Source organism: Kitasatospora sp. NPDC058406 (assembly GCF_042722765.1).
Classification (GTDB): domain Bacteria; phylum Actinomycetota; class Actinomycetes; order Streptomycetales; family Streptomycetaceae; genus Kitasatospora.
In genome coordinates this window covers 1-18,920 of the sequence record NZ_JBHXKE010000199.1, presented here as the reverse complement: position 1 = coordinate 18,920, position 18,920 = coordinate 1, and the positions used below count along the sequence as shown (strand labels likewise).

Annotated in this window: 15 protein-coding genes; 8 read left to right on the top strand and 7 right to left on the bottom strand. The window is 74.0% G+C overall.

What is annotated here, in order from left to right:
- The 3 genes from ACFWOG_RS30515 to ACFWOG_RS30505 all read right to left on the bottom strand — a co-directional run.
- Positions 1 to 1,502: putative Ig domain-containing protein (locus ACFWOG_RS30515; protein WP_380362169.1), on the bottom strand; the 1,502-nt coding region annotated here is incomplete at its 3' end.
- 278 nt (positions 1,503 to 1,780) lie between these two features.
- The gene (locus ACFWOG_RS30510) at positions 1,781 to 2,203 is read right to left on the bottom strand and encodes a hypothetical protein (RefSeq protein ID WP_380362167.1); all 423 of its coding nucleotides are present in this window, start codon (positions 2,201 to 2,203) and stop codon (positions 1,781 to 1,783) included.
- Positions 2,204 to 2,397: 194 nt separating this feature from the next.
- A complete protein-coding gene (locus ACFWOG_RS30505) occupies positions 2,398 to 3,210 on the bottom strand; it encodes a hypothetical protein (RefSeq protein WP_380362165.1) in 813 nt (270 codons plus the stop codon).
- A 326-nt stretch (positions 3,211 to 3,536) separates the two neighbouring features.
- On the opposite strand from ACFWOG_RS30505, the gene ACFWOG_RS30500 reads away from it, so the two are divergent.
- Positions 3,537 to 4,172, top strand: coding sequence for a helix-turn-helix domain-containing protein (locus tag ACFWOG_RS30500; RefSeq protein WP_329881940.1), 636 nt, complete (start codon positions 3,537 to 3,539; stop codon positions 4,170 to 4,172).
- A gap of 176 nt (positions 4,173 to 4,348) precedes the next feature.
- Here ACFWOG_RS30500 and ACFWOG_RS30495 read toward each other — a convergent pair whose 3' ends face one another.
- On the bottom strand, positions 4,349 to 5,314 hold the full coding sequence (locus ACFWOG_RS30495; protein ID WP_329881939.1) for a hypothetical protein: 966 nt from the start codon (positions 5,312 to 5,314) through the stop codon (positions 4,349 to 4,351).
- A 201-nt stretch (positions 5,315 to 5,515) separates the two neighbouring features.
- On the opposite strand from ACFWOG_RS30495, the gene ACFWOG_RS30490 reads away from it, so the two are divergent.
- Positions 5,516 to 6,622: an alpha/beta hydrolase gene (locus tag ACFWOG_RS30490; protein WP_380362162.1), complete on the top strand. Its 1,107-nt coding sequence runs from the start codon at positions 5,516 to 5,518 to the stop codon at positions 6,620 to 6,622.
- 124 nt (positions 6,623 to 6,746) lie between these two features.
- The gene (locus tag ACFWOG_RS30485; RefSeq protein WP_380362160.1) at positions 6,747 to 9,416 is read left to right on the top strand and encodes an ArnT family glycosyltransferase; all 2,670 of its coding nucleotides are present in this window, start codon (positions 6,747 to 6,749) and stop codon (positions 9,414 to 9,416) included.
- A 111-nt stretch (positions 9,417 to 9,527) separates the two neighbouring features.
- Here ACFWOG_RS30485 and ACFWOG_RS30480 read toward each other — a convergent pair whose 3' ends face one another.
- The 3 genes from ACFWOG_RS30480 to moaA all read right to left on the bottom strand — a co-directional run bounded on the left by ACFWOG_RS30480 (position 9,528) and on the right by moaA (position 13,425).
- Positions 9,528 to 11,156 carry an alpha/beta hydrolase gene (locus tag ACFWOG_RS30480; RefSeq protein WP_380362172.1) on the bottom strand — a complete coding sequence of 543 codons (1,629 nt, stop codon included), beginning with the start codon at positions 11,154 to 11,156 and terminating at the stop codon, positions 9,528 to 9,530.
- 218 nt (positions 11,157 to 11,374) lie between these two features.
- Complete coding sequence (locus ACFWOG_RS30475; protein WP_380362158.1) at positions 11,375 to 12,154, bottom strand: HNH endonuclease family protein; 780 nt, start codon at positions 12,152 to 12,154, stop codon at positions 11,375 to 11,377.
- Between the two features lie 215 nt (positions 12,155 to 12,369).
- Complete coding sequence (gene moaA, locus ACFWOG_RS30470) at positions 12,370 to 13,425, bottom strand: GTP 3',8-cyclase MoaA (protein WP_380362156.1); 1,056 nt, start codon at positions 13,423 to 13,425, stop codon at positions 12,370 to 12,372.
- Positions 13,426 to 13,571: 146 nt separating this feature from the next.
- Between moaA and ACFWOG_RS30465 the strand changes: the two genes are divergently transcribed.
- The 5 genes from ACFWOG_RS30465 (at position 13,572) to ACFWOG_RS30445 (ending at position 18,808) form a co-directional block, all read left to right on the top strand.
- Positions 13,572 to 14,171 carry an NTP transferase domain-containing protein gene (locus ACFWOG_RS30465; RefSeq protein ID WP_380362154.1) on the top strand — a complete coding sequence of 200 codons (600 nt, stop codon included), beginning with the start codon at positions 13,572 to 13,574 and terminating at the stop codon, positions 14,169 to 14,171.
- A 188-nt stretch (positions 14,172 to 14,359) separates the two neighbouring features.
- Entirely contained in the window at positions 14,360 to 15,229 is an 870-nt protein-coding gene (locus ACFWOG_RS30460; RefSeq protein ID WP_380362152.1) for a hypothetical protein, read from the top strand.
- Between the two features lie 197 nt (positions 15,230 to 15,426).
- Positions 15,427 to 16,272: a hypothetical protein gene (locus ACFWOG_RS30455; RefSeq protein ID WP_380362149.1), complete on the top strand. Its 846-nt coding sequence runs from the start codon at positions 15,427 to 15,429 to the stop codon at positions 16,270 to 16,272.
- 209 nt (positions 16,273 to 16,481) lie between these two features.
- Entirely contained in the window at positions 16,482 to 17,540 is a 1,059-nt protein-coding gene (locus tag ACFWOG_RS30450) for a (2Fe-2S)-binding protein (RefSeq protein WP_380362147.1), read from the top strand.
- Between the two features lie 215 nt (positions 17,541 to 17,755).
- On the top strand, positions 17,756 to 18,808 hold the full coding sequence (locus tag ACFWOG_RS30445) for a DUF2637 domain-containing protein (protein ID WP_329881932.1): 1,053 nt from the start codon (positions 17,756 to 17,758) through the stop codon (positions 18,806 to 18,808).
- The last annotated feature ends 112 nt before the right edge of the window (positions 18,809 to 18,920 follow it).

Sequence of the window (18,920 nt, the reverse complement as noted above, 5' to 3'; positions counted from 1 at the left end):
GAGGCGTCCTCGGTGCCGGTGAACTTGATCGTCACCGACTGGCCCGCGTAGGCCGAGAGGTCGAAGGTGCGCAGCTGGTAGCCGGAGGCCGCGTCGGCGTTCGAGTACGTCTTCAGCGCCGTACCGTTCGCCGAGACCGTCAGCTTGTCGTAGGCGGTCGAGCCGGACTCACCGGTGTCGACGTGCAGGTAGAAGCTCAGCGTGGCCCTGCAGCCGGCCGGGACGGTCACCGTCTGGGCGAGCGTGTCGGTGCGGGTGGAGCCGTAGCCGTTCAGCCACGCCTTCCAGGTGCCGCCGTGCGGGGCCTGCGAGGCCGACTTGTCGACGACGCCGCTGGAGGTGGTCCAGGGTGCGGCGGTGCCGGTCTCGAAGCCCGCGTTGCCGAGCAGCTGCGCCGGGGTGCAGGTGCCGCCACCGCCGTTGACGGTCCAGCCGAAGGCGGTGCTGCCGGTCTTGTTCGCCGAGTCCTTCGCCGTCACGGTCACGTTGTACGTGCCCGCCGTCGTCGCGGTCCCGCTGATCACGCCGGTGGAGGCGTTGATCGACAGGCCGGCCGGCAGACCGGTGGCGGTGTAGGTGTAGGGGGTGGATCCGCCACTCGCCTGGATCTGCAGGTTCGCCGAACCGCCCACCGCGGTGGACTGGTTGCCCGGGTTGGCCACCGAGACGGTGCCGCTGCCCGCGGGCTTGGTCAGCAGGCACCCGCTGACGTTGAGGTCGATGACCCGCCCGGTGCCGAGGCAGGTGGTGAACCAGTAGGTCTCCTGCCCGTAGCTCTGGCCCTTGACGGCCTTGGTGGTGCCGTCGGCCGCCACCTCGCAGGGGTTGTTGATGGTGCACATCTGGCCGTCGTCGTTGCCGGTGTTGTTGATGCCGACGACCTTCTTGGTCGCGGCGTCGACGATCGGCGAACCGGAGGTGCCGTGCGTGGTGTTGCAGCCGGAGCTGTAGCGGATCGAGTCGCGCCAGGTCCACTCGTCCTCGCGCAGCGTGCCGACGAACCCGTTGATGGAGCAGTTCCAGGTCTGCTTCCAGTACGAGGACGGTATGAACATCGCCGAGCCGTCGACCGGGTGCGTGTCGCTGACGGTCAGCGCCGTCGCGCCGAACTTGGAGGTGATCGAACCGAAGGTGTCGGTGAGTTGGTACAGGGCGACGTCCGTGCCGGTCATCGTCGCGTACAGGATCCTGTCCGCCTGCACGGTGCCGAGCGAGCCGCCCGACGCGTTGAGGAGCGTGCCGCTGCGGCTGGCGCTCTGGTTCTGGATGACCTGGCCCGCCGTCGGCATGGTCGGCAGGCAGTGGCCGTTGGTGAGCATGAGGGCGCGGTCGGTGTCCACCGAGGAGGGGTAACGCACGAGCGAGGCGGAGCAGTTGCTCAGTGCGATGGTGGACGTCAGGTCACCGGCCTGTACCGCCTGCGCGGGGGTGGCAGTGACGCAGGTCAGAACCCCTGCGACGACTGCGCCCGCGGCGGACGCGGCGGCAAGTCTCTTGAACATGGCTCTCCTTGTGGGGGATGCGGGGCGTACGACCGGTTGCGGACGCCCGCGCCGCACGAAAGTGCCATGCCCACTTCAATCGGTCAACCATGCGTACGGAATTCGTCCGCCCGGATCCGCCCAGGGGCGCGGGGAGGCACCCGGAAGCGCCCGCAGGCGCACCGCCCGCCCCGCTCCGGACACCGCGAGGCCCTGATCCGGCCCGCTCCGGCCCGCTCCGGCCCGCTCGCCACCGACGACCGGGGCCGGCGAGCAGGCCGACAGCCCGGCCTCGGAATTCACTCCCCCGTCAGAGCCGTCACCACGTAGGCCACGTCATACGGCATCAGCGCCACCTCCAGGGCGCCGTCCTCGCCGCGCTCACCGCCCTCGGACGCGAACTCGACGACCACCGCGTCGGATCGGATCCGGACCCGTTCGCGCCAGGTCGTCCGCCGCATCCCGACCTTCCGCAGTCCCGTCGGCAGCGGCCTCGCGCCGGCTCGCCCGCGGACCGGCCTCCAGACCACCCCGTCCGGCCCGATCAGCAGCCGACCGGTGCGCCAACGCTCCTCCTGAGGAGGGTTCCTGACCATGCACATCACTCGGGCGGTCGCGCCCCCGGCGAGCTTCCGGGCGCGCACGAGATGCCTGCGCTCGACGATCCATCCGGCCGCGAGGGCCACGGCGCCGGTGAGCGCCAGGTCGGTGAGTACGCTCACCCTCCCAGTGAAGCAAAACCCGGACCGCGTGTCCGCCGCATCGCCACGATCGAGGTCGGCGACGGCACTCGGCACCGGCCGGCACCCGACACCGGTCGACGGCCGTGCCGGGCCGCGCCGGGCCGGACCGCGGTGGCCCGTCCCGCCGTTCGACGAGGAGCCGGGAGCAGCCGGGGCCGGCGGCCCGGCCGCGCTCAGCGCAGGTCGAGGACCGGCCGGGTCGAGAGCTCGTCGCCCATGCCCGTGCCGTCCGGCCCGTACACGAGCGCGGCCAGCTCCGTGTTCCGGTTGGCCGTGGCGAGGGGCAGCCACTCCAGGACGATGCCGTACCCGCCGCAGACCGACTCGCCGCCGTCGCCGCCGTGGATCGCGCCCGGGTCGCTGGTGATCTCGGACCGGTAGGTGTCGTAGGCGATCCGCAGCCCGAAGGCGTTCGGCCCGGTGTGCGGGCCGGTGTCGTCCTGGTACGGGCCGCGGTCGAGCGGGAACTCGTCGCCCCAGCGGAAGAGCGTCCCGGCGCCGGCGCCGCACGCGTGCTCCCACTCGTCGGGGTGCGGGAGCCGCAGCCCTTCCGCGGCCAGCGCCGCCGGGGTGTCGGCGAGCGGCTCGACGAGGTCCTCGTCCTCGACGGCCATCAGCAGCGTCGGCACGGTCACGGTCCGGTGCGGGCTGAGGTACCGGGCGAGGTGGAGCCGGAGGTCGTCGTCGAGACCGAAGCCCTGACTGACGCTCTCCTCCCGGTAACAGTCGAGGAGTTCGGCCGACGGCTGCCACGCCGCCAGGTCGAACCCGACCGTGACCCGGCCACCCGGCACCAGCGCGAACAGCCGCTCCCCGCGCTCGACCAGCACCCGGTGCAGCGGCGCGCCCAGGTGTTCGACCGTCTCGACCTGCTCCGGTCGACCGCCCACCACGTCGGCCGCGCGGGCGGCCAGGCGGGTGGCGGTGGCGAGGTCGAGCCGGCGCCAGGCGGCAAGGGTGAGGGAGGAGAGCGGTTCGAGGGCCATGCGCGGAGTCTGGCACACGCCACCGACAACGGAGTTGTGCCCCGGCGGGCGCCGCCGCGCGGCTCGACGGCCGGCACGCCCGGCCGCGCCGACGGGGCGCCGGGGAGGCACCGGCGAGGCACCGGGGAGCGGGGGCGCGTGGGTGCGCGCGGAGGTCCCGGGTCCGCGAGGCGCCGGCGGGATCGTGGACGAACCCTTTCGAGTCGGACTACCTGCCGTGTCGATCCCACCAGTGATTCATCATTTAATTAACCTCTCCCCGAGCCGAGTCATCGCTCGCAAGAGACTTCGGCCAGGACGGGCCGACGACCATCGGAGGAGCCGCAGTGGCGCAGGCAGCGAGGCGGGGCCGCCCCTCGACGGGGGCGCGGGAAGCGGTGCTCAGGGCCGCCGGAGAGATGCTCGGGGACGCCGGGCTGGCGCTGTCCACCAAGGAGATCGCGCACCGCGCGGGCGTCGCGGAGTCGAGCATCTTCTACCACTTCGGCGACCGGCGCGGCTTGATCCAGGCCGTCATCGGACAGTACCTGCCGGTGTTCGCCGACACCACCGCCGTCCTCGGCGAACGGCCCGCGCCGCCGGCGGACGGCGGTCCGGCCGGCGACCCGGACCTCCAGGCCGACCTCGCCGCCATGCTCACCGGGCTGGAGGACTTCTACCGGCGGATCATGCCGATCCTCGGCGCCATGCAGTCCGGCCGCACCTTGCGCGACCTCCTCGTGGCGCACGGCGGCGAGATCGGACCGCACCTCGCGCTCCGGCCGGTCGGCGACGCGCTGCGCGTCCACCAGGCGGCCGGACGCCTCGCCGCCGGGCTCGACCCGGTCACCGGCGCACTGCTCCTGATCGGCGCCGCTCACCAGCGCGCGCTCTACCACTACCTGCTGGGCGACGACGCCGACCGCTTCGTCCCGCCGGTCGAAACGGTGGCCCGCACCCTGCTCCCGACCTTCGCCCCCTGACGGGCGGGGAGGCAGGGAGGCGGGGGGCAGGGGGGCGGGATCGTGGGAGGGCAGCCCGCCGGGCAGACGGACGACGGATCGGCGGGCAGACCGGAGGCAGTCGCCCGGGCAGCGGAGCGGCCGAGCACGCCGGGAGGGGAAGCGCCCTCCGCCGGCCCGGCGGAGGGCAGCCCCGGTCACGGCTGCGGGAAGGTCTCCTCGTCCACGTCGCTGGTCTTGGCGTTCCCGCCGACCTTCGCGGTCAGCGTGATCGACCACGTGGTGGCCGTCCGGCCGGTCTCGTAGGACAGCGTGTCGTCGAACTTCGTGTAGGAGCAGTTCTGGGTGAACATCTTCAGCGAGGTGTCCCAGTCGACGCCGTCGGAGAAGAAGACCTCGTAGGTGCCGTCCTCGATGCCGTCGATCGACGCCTTCTTCCCCTTGCCGACGTACAGCGAGTGGACCGCCTTGGTGTTCTGGGAGAGCGTCACGACCGAGTCGGAGCTGCCACCCGTGTTGTCGACCTCCAGCCCGCCCTCGCCGCGCAGGCGGCCCTTGCGGATCATGGTGCCGTTGTCGAGCGAGCGGGCCTGCAGCTGCGGGGTCTGCGGGACGTTGAAGGTCGTCGGGTAGCCCGCGGCGGTCATCTGGGCGAGCGCGGCGGGCACCCCCTTGAGGCCCTCGGAGAGGCCGACCGAGGCGAAGGCCGAGGTCGTGGTGCAGACGCCCTTCCCCTTGATGTCGGTGCGCACCTTCGTCAGGTCCGTGGACAGCTGGGAGAGCGCGGTCACCAGCTGGCGCCGGACGGTGGTGACGGTGTCCGGCTCGCCGGACAGGCCCAGCCCGCTGCTGGCGGAGTTGGCCGCGGTGGCCGCCTCCTGGAGCGAGAGGGCGAAGGCGTCGAGGCTCCCGGCGGGGTTGAGCTTGGCCAGGGCGGCGTTGACCGGGTCGATGTAGCCGGCCAGCACCGGGCCGTACGGGGGCTTGGTGGGAGTCGGCGTCGGCGTGGGGGTCGGCGTGGGAGTGGGAGTGGCGGACCGGGAGCTCTCGGTGCGGCCCCCCGCGGCGTCCGAACTGCCGGAGCTCTTCGAGCTGCCGCCGGAACAGGCCGTCAGCAGCAATGCGGTACCGACCGCCAGGCCGATCTTGGTCACGGACCTCATGCCGCTCCCCCGGAATTCTCTCGGTGCTCTCTCGTGCACGCTCCGTGCACTCTGCAATCCCCGCGCACATGATCCCGACCCGATGAGACGCGGTCAACAGGGCGCACAGGCAGCGCACAGAATCTCACAGGGAGCGCACAGGGGGCGCGCGGGCCGGACCTCCGGGTCAACTACGATCGGCTCGTGTTGAGCCTCACGGGAATGCCCCTCCAGATCATCGCCTCCGTCGTCGCGATCGGCGTCTTCGCCGCCACGATGTGGCTCTGGCCGAGATTCGGCGGGAACGGTCTCAGGGCCTGGTCGGGGCGGATCGGGGCGTTCCTCGCCACCCAGGTCACGGTCCTGGCCGCCATGGGGCTGATCGCCAACGGCTACTTCGGCTTCTACAGCTCCTGGAGCGACCTGCTGGGCACCAACGGCAAGCCCGGCACGGTCGTCGACCACCAGCCGAACGCCGCCGCGTCCCTCTCGGTCACCGGCGAGAAGAGCATGTACTCGGCGCAGGGCTCGGCCCGCGACCGCTCCGGGCTGATCCAGGAGGTCGCCGTCAGGGGAACCGCGAGCAGCCTGAGCAGCGACGCCTACGTCTACCTGCCGCCGCAGTACTTCCAGCCGGAGTACGCGCAGCAGAAGTTCCCGATGGCCCTGGTGCTGGCCGGCTACCCCGGCTCGGCGGAGAAGCTCATCACGCTGATGCAGTACCCGGCGTCCGCCCTCACCGCGATCGAGGAGAAGAAGCTGCCGCCGACCGTCCTGGTGCTGATGCGCCCGACGCTGGTCGGCAACCGGGACACCGAGTGCATGGACGTCCCCGGCGGCCCGCAGGTGGAGACCTTCTTCACCAGCGACCTGCCGAAGGCCCTGGCCGGCAACTACCGGATCGGCACCGACCCGGCCAACCGCGCGGTGATCGGCAACTCGACCGGCGGCTACTGCGCGCTCAAGTTCGCGCTGCGCAAGCCCGACGCCTACCGGGCGGCGATCTCGCTCTCCGGCTACTACACCGCGCCGATCGACGAGACCACCGGCGACCTGTTCGGCGGCAACGACCGGTTGAAGCAGGAGAACGACCTCGTCTGGCGGCTGAAGAACAAGCCCGCCGAGCCCGTCGCCCTGCTGCTCGCCACCAGCTACGACGAGAACAACTACGAGGGCACCCAGGCGATGGTCGACTCCTTCAAGGCGCCGACCAAGCTCTCCACCATCACCCTGGACACCGGCGGGCACAACTTCCACACCTGGACCAGGGAGATCCCGCCCGCCCTGGAGTGGCTGGGCAAGCACCTGACGATGCCCCAGCCCGCCTAGGGCGTAGCGGACGGCGCGGGCGCACCGCGCACGGACCGCCCGAACGAGTGATCCCGCGAGGATCACAGGCGGCTCACACCCCCGTCTCACCCTTCTCTCAGCCGGGCGCCCGAACGTAGCGCCCATGACCACGACCAGCTTCTCCCCGCCGGCCGGCGAACCCTGGCCGGAGGCCGCGAACTACCCGCCGCCGCAGCTTCCGCCCGCCGGACCGGCGGGGCCGGCCGGCCCCGCCGCCGACGTCCCGCAGGCACGGCCCGCCGAGCCCCCGCTCTACCCCGAGTTCCCGCTGCCGCCCGTCGGCCCGAAGGGCCCGGCATCCTGGGCCCACCGCCTGCGGACCCTGCCGGCCCGGACCTGGCGCGGGCGCGCGGAGGACCCGCGCTGGGTCCGGCCCGCCCTGCTCGCGCTGCTGGCCGCGACCGCCGTCCTCTACCTCTGGGGCCTGTCCGCCTCGGGCTGGGCCAACGCCTTCTACTCGGCCGCCGTGCAGGCCGGCAGCGAGAGCTGGAAGGCCTTCTTCTACGGCTCCTCGGACGCCGGGAACTTCATCACCGTCGACAAGCCGCCGCTGGCGCTCTGGCCGATGGCGCTCTCGGCCCGTGTCTTCGGGCTCTCCTCCTGGTCGGTGCTGGCCCCGCAGGCGCTGATGGCCGTCGCGACCGTCGCCACCCTGTACGCGACGGTGCGCCGCCGCTTCTCCCCGTTGGCCGGGCTCCTGGCCGGCGTCGCCCTGGCCCTGACCCCGGTGGCGGCGCTAATGTTCCGCTTCAACAACCCGGACGCCCTGCTGGTGCTGCTGCTCACCCTGGCCGCGTACGGGCTGGTGCGGGCGACGGAGACCGCGAGCACCCGGTGGCTGGTGTTCACCGGGGCGATGTTCGGGCTGGCGTTCCTCACCAAGACCCTGCAGGCGTTCCTGGTGCTCCCCGGCTTCGCGGTGGTCTACCTGGTGGTGGCGCCCACCGGACTCTGGCGGCGGGTCCGGCAGTTGCTGGCCGGCGGGCTGGCGATGGTGGTCGCGGGCGGCTGGTGGGTGGCGGTGGTCGAGCTGGTGCCGGCCTCGGCCCGCCCGTACGTCGGAGGTTCGCAGGACAACAGCTTCCTCTCCCTCACCTTCGGCTACAACGGCCTCGGCCGGCTCAACGGCAACGAGACCGGCAGCGTCGGCGGCGGCAACCGGGCCCGGTTCCCGGCCGGGATGGAGGCGCCCGCCGGCGGCGCTCCGACCGTGCGCGGCGGGGGCGGCTGGGGCGAGACCGGCATCACCCGGATGTTCGACGGCAACATCGGCGGGCAGATCGCCTGGCTGATGCCGGCCGCGCTCGTCCTGCTGCTGTTCGGCCTCTGGGCGACCCGCCGGTACGCCCGGACGGACACCGCGCGGTCGGCCTTCCTGGTCTGGGGCGGCTGGCTGGTCTGCACGGCGCTGACCTTCAGCTTCATGTCGGGGATCTTCCACGAGTACTACACGGTGGCGCTGGCCCCGGCGGTCGCGGCCCTGGTCGGCATGGGCGTGGACGGGCTCTGGCGGGCGCGGCACCGGCTGCCGTACGCGGCCGTCCTGGCCGGGACGCTGGCGGTCACGGTGTCCTGGGCGTTCGTCCTGCTCGGGCGGAGCTCCGACTTCCTGCCCTGGCTGCGCTGGACGGTGCTGGTCGGCGGGCTGGTGTCGGCGGTCGCGCTGGCGGCGGCCGGGCCGCTGGCCGCCCGGCTCGCACCGCGTGAGAGCGCCCGGGGCGTACAGGACGCGCCGGACGCACAGGGCGGCGGCGCGCACGGCGACGGCGGTCCCGGGGCGGACGACGCGCACGGTGTGAACGGCGTGAACGGCGCTCCGAGGAACGGGCGTCAGGGCCACCGGCTCGCCGGGCGGCTGACCACCGTGGCCGGTCTGGCGGGTGCCGCGGCGGCGCTGGGCGGTCCGGCGGCGTACGCGGTGGACACCGTCAACACCGCGCACACCGGCTCGATCGTGACGGCCGGCCCGGCGGTCGCGGGCGGGTTCGGACCGGGCGCGATGCGACGCGGGCCCGGTGGCGGGCCGGGCGGCGAGGGGATGTTCTGGATCAACGGCCAGCAGGTCGCTCCCCCGCAGGACGGCGGCCAGGGCGGGGGTCCGGGCACCCCGCCGCAGGGCGGCCGGGGCAACCGGCCGGGCGGCGGCCAGGGCACCGGCGGCCTGCCGGGCGGTGGCCAGTCGGTCTACGGCGTCATGGGCGGCCCCGGCGGCATGGGCGGGCTGCTCAACGGTGCCAAGGTGAGCGACGAGGCCGCCGCCCTGCTGAAGCAGGACGCCGACCGCTACCGCTGGGCCGCCGCGACCAGCGGCTCGCAGAACGCCGCCAGCTACCAACTGGCTTCCGGGGTACCGGTGATGGCGCTCGGCGGCTTCAACAGCACCGACCCGTCGCTCACGCTGAGCGCCTTCCAGCAGTACGTGAAGGAGGGCAAGGTGCACTGGTTCATCGCCGGCAGCGGCGGCCCGGGCCGGACGGTCGGCACGGGCGCAGGCGCAGGCGGTACGGGCGCGGACGGCGAGGGCGCAGGCGGCACAGACGGCGCAGGCGGCACGGCCCCGAACGGCACGACACCTGACGGCACTTCGCCCGACGGCACGGACGCCAACGGCAGTGGCCCCGGCGCCCCGACCGCGGGCACCGCGGGCCCGAGCGGCCCCGGATCGGCGGATTCGCCGACCGCACAGATCGAGAGCTGGGTCACCAGCCACTACACCGCCCGGACGGTCGGCGGCTCGACCGTCTACGACCTCACCCAGCCGCCCACCTCCTGACCCACCGGGCACCGGAAGGCGCCCGCGGGCACCGAGCACGACACAGCAGGGGCGCGCCACGGCACTCGGATCCCGAGCCGCCGTGACGCGCCCCGCGCGCGTCGGATCAGGTCATCCCGCGGTGTCGGTCGCGCAACGCGTCCCGGCGGCGGGCACCGTGCCGTCGAGCAGGAAGGCGTCCACCGAGGTGCGGATGCACGCACTCCAGCCGTAGCCGGTGTGCCCGTCGCCGTCGCGGGTCAGAAGGACGGCGTTGCCCAGCTGGGCGGCGAGCTTCTCCGCCGAGGCGTACGGCGTGGCCGCGTCGCCCGTGGAGCCGACCACGACGATGGTGGACGCGCTCTTCGAGGCGATCGGGTGCGCCTTCTCGGCCGAACGGAAGGCCCAGGTCCGGCAGTCGGGGTCGAACAGCGCCGTGTCCGGCTCGTGCCGGGTGATCAGCGGGGCCTTGGCGGCCAGGTCGGCGTACGCGGCCTCCAGCTCGGCGCCGGCGGCGACGTTGGTCGCACCGTCGGCGCAGTGGATCGCGGTGTAGGCGTCGGCGGAGACGATGTAGTGCCCGTCCTTGTCGCGACGGTTGGAACTGTCGGCGCGGGCGAGCAGGTAGTCGCCCTTGCCGCGGAGCATCGCCCAGCCGATGTCGTTGCGCAGGGAGTCCCAGCTCGGCTGGCCGCCGTAGAGCCCGTCGATGATGCCAACCCAGGCCGCGTTGGCGGTGAGGGTGCGCCCGCTCGCCGTGGTGAGCGGCTTCTGCTTGAGGCCGTCGAGGAAGTCGGCGAGCTTCTCGGCCGCCTTGGCCGGGTCCTTGCCCATCGGGCACTGGTCCTTCTTCGCGCAGGCCGCGGAGAAGTCCTTGAAGGAGCGTTCGAAGGCCGCGTACTGGGCGATGTTGTGCTGGAGCAGTGGCATGGACGGGTCCACGGCGCCGTCGAGGACGAGCCGGCCGACGCGGTCCGGGAACTCCTCCGCGTAGAGGGCGCCGACGTACGTGCCGTAGGAGAGACCGAAGTAGGTCAGCTTCTGGTCGCCGAGCGCGCCGCGCAGCACGTCCATGTCGCGGACGGTGTTGCGGGTGCCGAGGAAGGGCAGCACCTTGCCGTACTTGGCCTGGCACGCGTCGGCGAGGACCTTGCCGTGGTCGACGCCGAGCGCGTCGGTGGTGACCCATCCGTCGCGGGCCTTGTCGTCGAGGCAGTTCACCGGGGCGGTGAGGCCGACGCCGCGCGGGTCGAAGCTGACGGTGTCGTAGCGCTCGCCCACGGCGCCCTGGAACTGCTTGGGGTTGCGCTGGAGGAAGCCGACGCCGGAGCCGCCCGGACCGCCGGGGTTGACGAGGACGGAGCCGATCCGCTGGTCCGGCTTGCCGGCGGGGCTGCGGACGATCCCGACGTCGATGGTGTCGCCCGCCGGGTTGGCGTAGTCGAGCGGCACCTTGAGGGTGGCGCACTGCACCGCCGACTCGTCGAGCTTGTCGGTCTTCGGGTCGTCCTTGCAGGCCGCCCAGCCGAGTTGCTGACCGTAGAACGGCTGGAGTGCCGGATCCGCCTGGCCCGTGGGCTTGACCGTCGGGGTCGGGGTCGGCGTGGGGCTGGGGGTGTCCGCCGGGGTCGGCGTCGCGGTCACGACGGGGGACGGCGTGCCGGAGGCCGCGTCGGTGGATCCGGCCGAACTGGTGCAGCCTGCCAGCAGGGCGGCTACGGCGACGGCGGGAAGGGCGCCGCGGGAGAACCGGGTGATCATCGAGTGCACCGCACACGAATATCATCCGGTCATCACACTGATCATCTCGCCCCCACCCTCCGGCGTCCGTGGCGCTGGGACAAAGTCCGGCGAACCAAGAGGAATCGTTTCCTCAGCCACGCACCTGCCGCTCAGCGGTCACGCGCCCGCCCACTCTCCCGCCCGGCCGGGCCGCCGCTCGACCGCCCGACCGACCGGCCACGGCTCATCAGCTCCCGTCATCCGCCGCACTGTTGCAGCATGGCCGTCTTGTCCGCCTCCGTGACGGGCAGCCGGTACTTCAACGACACCTGCGCGAACCGCACCGCGTACGCGCACCGGATCTCCGGCGCGGCGGGCAGCCAGGCGGACGGGCCGGAGTCGCCCTTCGAGGCGTTCTGCGAGCCGTCGGCCGGGATCAGGTTGAGCGGGTCGTTGGCGATCTGCACCCGCTTGGCCTTGTCCCACGTGGCCGCACCCATCTGCCAGTCGTAGGAGAGCGGCATCACGTGGTCGATCTGTATCTTCGAGGCCTGCTGCTTGGACCACTGCACCGTCCTGCCGGTGTACGGGTCGTGGATGGTCATCGAGGTGACCACGCAGGAGGACCCGTCCTTGCGCTCGACCGCCGTGCCGTCCCGGGCCAGCAGGTCGTTGCGGGTGTCGCACTTGTTGTGGCCGCCGGGGACGCCGTCCACGTTGTCGGTCCAGGCCGGGCCGAACTCGTCGCGGTCGTATCCGTCCTTCGAGCCGGTCCTGGCGGTGGCCACCCTGGCTATCAGCTCCCGGCCGGCGCTCAGCTCCTCGGGCGAAGTCAGCGGTCCCAGACCGGGCTTGGTGCCGTCGGGGTTCTGCAGCGGGCTGGTGCCCGGGCCGGCGGCGCCCGCCGCCCCGGGGGATCCCGCCCCCGCGGAGGCCGCGTCGGCGGCCCGCTTCCCGGCGCCGGAGCAGCCGGTCAGCGCCAGGGCGGATATCAGGAAGACGGTGGCGGCGGACAGAGCGGTGCGACGGGCGGGCACGGAGGACTCCCCAGGTGGCGGGCGACTGACGGCGCACCAGCAGACCAGCCGCCCCACACCCGGTCAAGGGGGCACAACACGGAGCATTTCGATCATGTCGAAGGTCACACCCGGAAGGTCGCGCCCGGAAGGGCCGGCGCGGACCACGCAGGCGACGCCCGCACCGTCGACACGGCCGGGGCCGAGCCCGCGGGCCGGGCCGGTGCCGGTGCCGCTCAGCCGCCGATCGCCGACATCGGGCGCGCCGGCCGGACGAACCCGGCGGCGCCGATGGCGTGGCCCGGCCCCTTCCCGGCGATCGCGGCGCGCCAGGCGGCCTCGATGCGGGCGTCACCTTCGTCGTCCCCGCCGCCGTCCCCGTCGCGGAGCAGTGCGCGCAGGTCCGACTCCTCGGTGGCGAAGAGGCAGTTGCGCAACTGTCCGTCGGCGGTGAGCCGGACGCGGTCGCAGCCGCCGCAGAACGGCCGTGTCACCGAGGCGATCACGCCGACCACGGTGTCCGTCCCGGCGATCCGCCACTCCTCCGCCGGCGGGGTGCCGCGCCGGCCGGACCCGGCGGGCCCCGCCCCCTCCTCCCCGGCGGCCCGGCCGGTCGGCAGCAGCTCCCAACGGGCACCGAGCGCGGCCAGGATCTCGTCGGCGGTGACCATCCGGGCCCGGTCCCAGGCGCCCTGGGCGTCCAACGGCATGGACTCGATGAACCGCATCCGGTAGCCGTGCTCGGCGGCGAACTCCACCAGCGGGACGAGTTCGTCGTCGTTGACGCCGCGCACCGGCACCGCGTTGACCTTGACCGGGGCGAGGCCGGCGTCCCGTGCGGCGGCCAGGCCCGCGAACACGTCGGCGATCCGGTCGCGGCGGGTGATCGCGGCGTACCGCTCGGGCCGCAGGGTGTCCAGGCTGACGTTGACCCGGTGCAGCCCGGCGGACTTCAGCTCCGCGGCGGTGCGGGCCAGTCCGATGCCGTTGGTGGTCAGGGACACCTCGGGTCCGAGCGCGGCGATCCGCCGGACCAGGCCGGGCAGGCCGCGCCGGAGGAGCGGTTCGCCGCCGGTGAGGCGGACGGACCTGATCCCGAGCCGGCGCACCGCGATCCGCACCAGCCGGACCACCTCGTCGTCACCGAGCAGCTCGGCCCCGGGCAGCCAGGCGAGGCCCTCGGCCGGCATGCAGTAGGTGCAGCGCAGGTTGCAGCGGTCGGTGAGGGAGACCCGCAGGTCGGTGTGGACCCGGCCGAAGCGGTCCACCAGCGGGCGCGGTGCGGAGTTCATCGGCCCAGTACAGGGGGGTCGGCGCGGAAACTCCAGCGGCCGAACCGCCGGGCCGCGGGCGCCCGGCACCCGCCCCGGTTGTGGCTTCGTCCAAGGGTCACCCGCCGGGGCTGCGGGCCGCCCTGCCGGACCGGCAGGCTGGACGCATGCAGAACGAGGACGCGGTCACCGCGCTGGTCCTGGCGGCGGGCGGCGGGCGACGGTTGGGCGGGCGGCCGAAGGCACTGGTCCCGTACCGGGGACGGCCGCTGGTGGAGCACGCGGTGGCGGCGGTGCGGGCCGGCGGCTGCCGGGAGGTGACGGTGGTGCTGGGCGCGGCCGGGGAGCGGGTCCGGTCGACGGCGCACCTTCCGGGCTGCCGGCTGGTGGCCAACCCGGACTGGGAGTCCGGCATGGGCTCCTCACTGCGGGCCGGGATGGCCGCGCTGCCGTCGCCGACCCGGGCCGTGCTGGTGATGCTGGTGGACACGCCGGGGGTGGGCGCGGCGGCCGTGGCCCGGCTGCTGGCGGCCCACCGGGCGGGCGCGGAGCTGGCCGCGGCGGCGTACGGCGGGCGGCGGGGGCACCCGGTGCTGATCGGGGCCCGGTACTTCGCCGAGGTGACGGCGGGGGCGGTCGGGGACGCGGGCGCGCGGGCTCTGCTGGCGGCGCACGCCGAGGGGATCACGCTCGTCGAGTGCGCCGATGTCGCCACTCCGGACGACCTGGACACGCCTGCCGACCTCGCCCGTTGGGGTGCGGGGTGACGCGGGTACCGCTCTTCTTCGAACGGATCCCCCTCCGGGGTGGAACCGCCCTCCTCCTCCCCGCCGAGGAATCGAGCGCACACCCCTGATTCCTCCCTGAGGATTGCCTCATTCCGCGCCGCGGTCCGCGGGTTTCGGGGAGCATGGGACCCGTCCCTCCTCCCCGATTCGAACGGACGGTGCCCGCGATGGCCGGACTGCCCGACGACTTCACCGGACACGACCCGGCCGGCCGCGGGCCGGGGACCGGGGGTGGCGCCCGGGCGATCCGCTGCCCCGCCTGCCGGCGCGAGCACCTGTACGAGCCGCCGTCGCTGCCCTGCCCGTGCGGAGCCTCGCTGAAGGTGCCGCTGCTGCGCGGGGGCGTGCCGGTGCAGGTGCGGTTCCGGTCCTGGGAGGACTCCTGGCTGAACATGCGCTGCCCGCACTGCGGCCGTTCCGACCAGTGGCCGCAGCCCGAGTTCACCTGCAACTGCGGGGCCACCGTCCGGCTCCCGGTGGACCGCACCACCCGGCTGGGCGGCGGCGCGTCCACCGGGCCGCTGGGCACCGCCGCCGGACCCCGCGCCTCCCACCCGTACCCGGCGCGGCCGACCCAGCCGCTGGACGCGCCGCCCGCCCCGGCGCCGACCGCAGGGGCGAGCGGCCCCGCCACGCCGTGGCGGCGGCGGGCGCCGTTCCGTCCGCACCCGGTGCGGACCTCGCAGGACGCGGTGTTCACCGCCGCCCGCTACCTGGAGTGGCTGGGCTTCGACGACCTGGAGCTGACCGAGGCTCAGGAGCGCGACGGGGTGACGCTGCTGGGCAGCCGGATGGTCGCCCAGGTGGACACCTGGACCGAACCGGCGGACGTGAAGTCGGTGGAGTGCCTCTGGCTGCAGACCCTGCACGCCGAGGAGATGGCCGCCGCGATGTTCACTCTTGCGGGCTATTCGCACCAGGCCACGGTGCGCGGGGAGCAGCTGCTGGTGGCCCTGTTCAGCCTGGACCTGGCGGGGGTGCCGCAGCCCGCCAACGGCGCCGCCGAGGCCCTGATGGAGACCGGCTGGACGTCCTGAGCCCCCGTTCGGACCCGACCCGCCGACCGCTGATCGTTTAGACGAAAACCCGCCCGAGCGCAACAACCTCCGCTCGTGATCTGGTGCACAAGCTCGCCCCCGTGTTGAATTGCCGCCACAGCGCGGGCCCGGGGGCGTGTCATGCCACGAGGGGCAGGGTCCGCGTCCTGCTGGATGGCGCGCACAAGGAGGTGGCGTTGTCGGAGCACGGATGGGGCCCGAGCGGCCGGGACGGGCGGGGGCGGGCGACCGCACCCCAGGAGCCGGGGGACACCGTGTGGCGGCTGCGGTCCCGGGCGTGCTGGCGGGAGGCCGCGGAGCTGTTACGCCCGGCCGCCGAACGAGATCCGACAGCGGCGCTGGCCAGAGCCGAACTCCTGATCGAACAATGCCTGTTCACCGCAGCGAACTGGTCCCAGGCGGAACAGGCGCTGCGGCTCGCCGAGGCCGGGGCGACCTCCACCGAACAGCGCGCGGCGGCGGCCTGCGCACGCGGCTTCCTGGCGTACGCTGCCAGCGTGCTGAGTGCGCGGGACCGGCTCGACGAGGCACAGGCGGCGCTCGGGCGCACGTCCGCGCTGCTGCCGCCGGACGCACCGGGCCGTCCGCTGCTGGACTTCCGCCGGGGGCTGGTCGCGGAGAACCTGCTGCGCGACCCGACGGCGGCCTGGATCGCCTACCGCCGGGCGCACGACGGCGCGGGCGAGCGCGGGGACGACCTGCTGCGCTCCTCCACCTGGCGGCACCTGGCGGCCCTGGCCCTGGCCGCAGGCGACCGCGAGCGGGCCCGCGAGGGGTTCGAGGCCTCGCTCCGGCTCCGCGAGCAGTTGGGCTTCACGGTCGGGGTGGCGCCCGCGCTGGCGGCGCTGGCCGAGGTCTCCGAACCGGCCGAGGCCGCCCGGCTCCGGGCGGAGGCGGCCCGGCTGGTGAAGGCGCTCGGGGGTGTTCCGGTCTGGCTCGCGCGCCAGCTGAGCGCGGCGCGCACGCCGGGCGCTCCCCCGGACGGACGCATCGGAAGGCAGGCCCAGGGACCGATCAGCTAAGGTGAGCCTAACTTGGCCGGGTCGAGCAGTGACCCGGCCAGGTTCGCCTTGCCGTTCCCGGGCTCCGCCAGGCCTACGTCCGGCCGGGCCCGGACGCAGGGCGCAACGACGGCGAGGGCACCCGGGGTGCGTCGACGACGGACGCCCCCGCCGGGCGCGGGACCGGGCGGTCCGGCACGGGCTCCGGTCGACCCGATGGGGCCCGCACCATGACCGTGAGCAGCACCCGGCCCGGCCCCGCGCCGCGCGCCTCCGCCGCCGTCGAAGCGGCACTCGCCCTACCGCCGTCACGGCCCGTCACCACCGCACCCGGCGCTGCGGGTTGCACCGACCCGGGAGCCGACAGCACCGCCGTCCTGGGCACCACCGTCCCGGGCGCCGCAGCCCCGGGCAGCACCGCCCCGGGCGCCGCGGTCTACCGGCGGCTCGGCGAGCTCCTGCCGGCACTCCGGGTGCACTGCGCCCCGCCGCGCACCGGCCGGGGCTGGATCGCCGGGGCCGACCTCCTGACCCACCCGGAGGCACTGCGCGAACTGATCGCCCACGACGCCCGGCAGGGCCTGGCCCGGTACGGGCGGCCACTGCGTCCGGACGTGGCCGCCGGGTTCGGCCTGCACCGCTTCGTCTGGCCGGTCTCGCTGCTGTTCACCCTGCCGTGGTTCCTGGAGCGCCGGGTGCCGCTGCTCACCCCCGCCGACATCTCGATCCGTCGCCGCACCGGCGAGCTGACGGTCCGTCCGGGCGCCTTCGTCTGCCTGCCCGACGACCCGGCGGCCGCCCCGGGCGGCGCGACGGCCCGACCGGAAGCGCCGGACACGGCGGGCACGGCGGCCGAGACGCCGTGCGCCGTGCGCCGTCACACCGCCCGCACGGTGCCCGACGAGGCGGCGCTGGCCGGCGAACTGCGCATCGCCCTGGCCGACTTCCTGACCCCGCTGCTGGCGGCCTTCCGGCCGGAGGTGCGACGCGGTCCGCGCACGCTCTGGGCGATGGCGACGGACGCCGCGGTCGAGAGCCTCTGGCACGCCGCCGGGCTGTTCGGCGAGGAGGAGCGCGCCCGGGCCGAGTTGTCCGCGCTGCTCGCGCCGGGCCTACAGGACGCGCGCCCGGCGCCGGAGTGCGCGCCCTTCACGCCGGGCGCCGGGTTCACCGGCCCCGCGTCCGGCTCCGCAGTGCACTTCGACCGCTGCCGGGCCAGTTGCTGCCTCGTGTACACCGTCGAGGCCGAGGCGATGTGCGCGGGCTGTCCCCGCGTCACGCGAGGTTGACGGCACTCCTCCCGGCGCGGAACGGGTCGGGGGCGGAATTCCGGGAGACACCCGCCCGGAATTCATATGACGATGCGACTTATCCCCCGCCAGAAATCCCTCTCGTCAGCGCATTGACGGCAAATCAGCCATTCTCGGGCCGAGCATCGGTCATGATGGTCCCCGCCATCACGACGCAGGAATTGCGACGCAGGAAAGCGAGGCTGGTCCAGGCGATGAAATTGTCCGACATACCGCTTGGTTGGGCCGTCACCGGCGTTGCGGTGCTGCTGGTCAGCGCCCTGCTGGTGGCCCTGGTCCGGAGTCGGGGATCCACCACCGGATCGGGTGGCCAGGATTCCTGGGAGCGTTCCGAGGAACGCCGCCGCCGCAAGGAGTCCCTGTACGGCGGGGCCTCGTACACGCTGCTGTTCTGCTGCGCAGCCGTCGCCGCCGCGCTGTCCTTCCACGGGCTGGTCGGCTTCGGGGTGCAGAACCTCAACCTCTCCGGCGGGTGGGAGTACCTGGTCCCGTTCGGTCTCGACGGCGCGGCGATGTTCTGTTCCGTACTCGCCGTCCGCGAGGCCAGCCACGGCGACGCCGCGCTCGGCTCCCGCCTGCTGGTCTGGCTCTTCGCGGGCGCCTCGGCCTGGTTCAACTGGGTGCACGCCCCGCGCGGCTTCGGCCACGCCGGCGCCCCGCAGTTCTTCGCGGGGATGTCGCTCTCGGCCGCCGTGCTGTTCGACCGGGCCCTCAAACAGACCCGCCGGGCCGCCCTGCGCGAGCAGGGACTCGTCCCCCGCCCTCTGCCGCAGATCCGGATCGTCCGCTGGATGCGCGCTCCGCGCGAGACCTACGCGGCCTGGTCCCTGATGCTGCTGGAGGGCGTGCGGAGCCTGGACGAGGCGGTCGACGAGGTCCGCGAGGACAAGCGCGAGAACGCCCTGGAGAAGGAGCGGCGCAAGCTCGCCGGACGTCGCGAGCGGGCCGAGATCCGGGCGATCAACCGCACCCACAGTGTCTGGCGCCAGCGCAGCGGCGGCTCGTCGTCGGGGGCCCGGCAGCTGGAACCCGGCCCGGAGTCCGCCATAGCGGGCGGCCCCGGCGGCACCGACGGGGCCGGAGCGGTCGAGGGCGCGGCCGCCGAGGGGACACCGGCGCAGCCGGGCCTCCCGGCCCGCCCGGAACGGCGCACCATCGACCTGACGACGGAGGAGGACACCGTGGCCCTGCCCCGGCTGGACTCGCTGGAGCGCAAGCTGAAGGACCTGGAACAGCAGTTCGGCTGAGGCCCCGGGGAGCTGCGCGCCCGCGAACCCACGGGTCGGCCGACCCGTCGGCCCGCGGGCCGACGGGTTCCCGGGCCGGGCCGCCGCCGGGCGCAGGCCCGCCGCCGCCCCG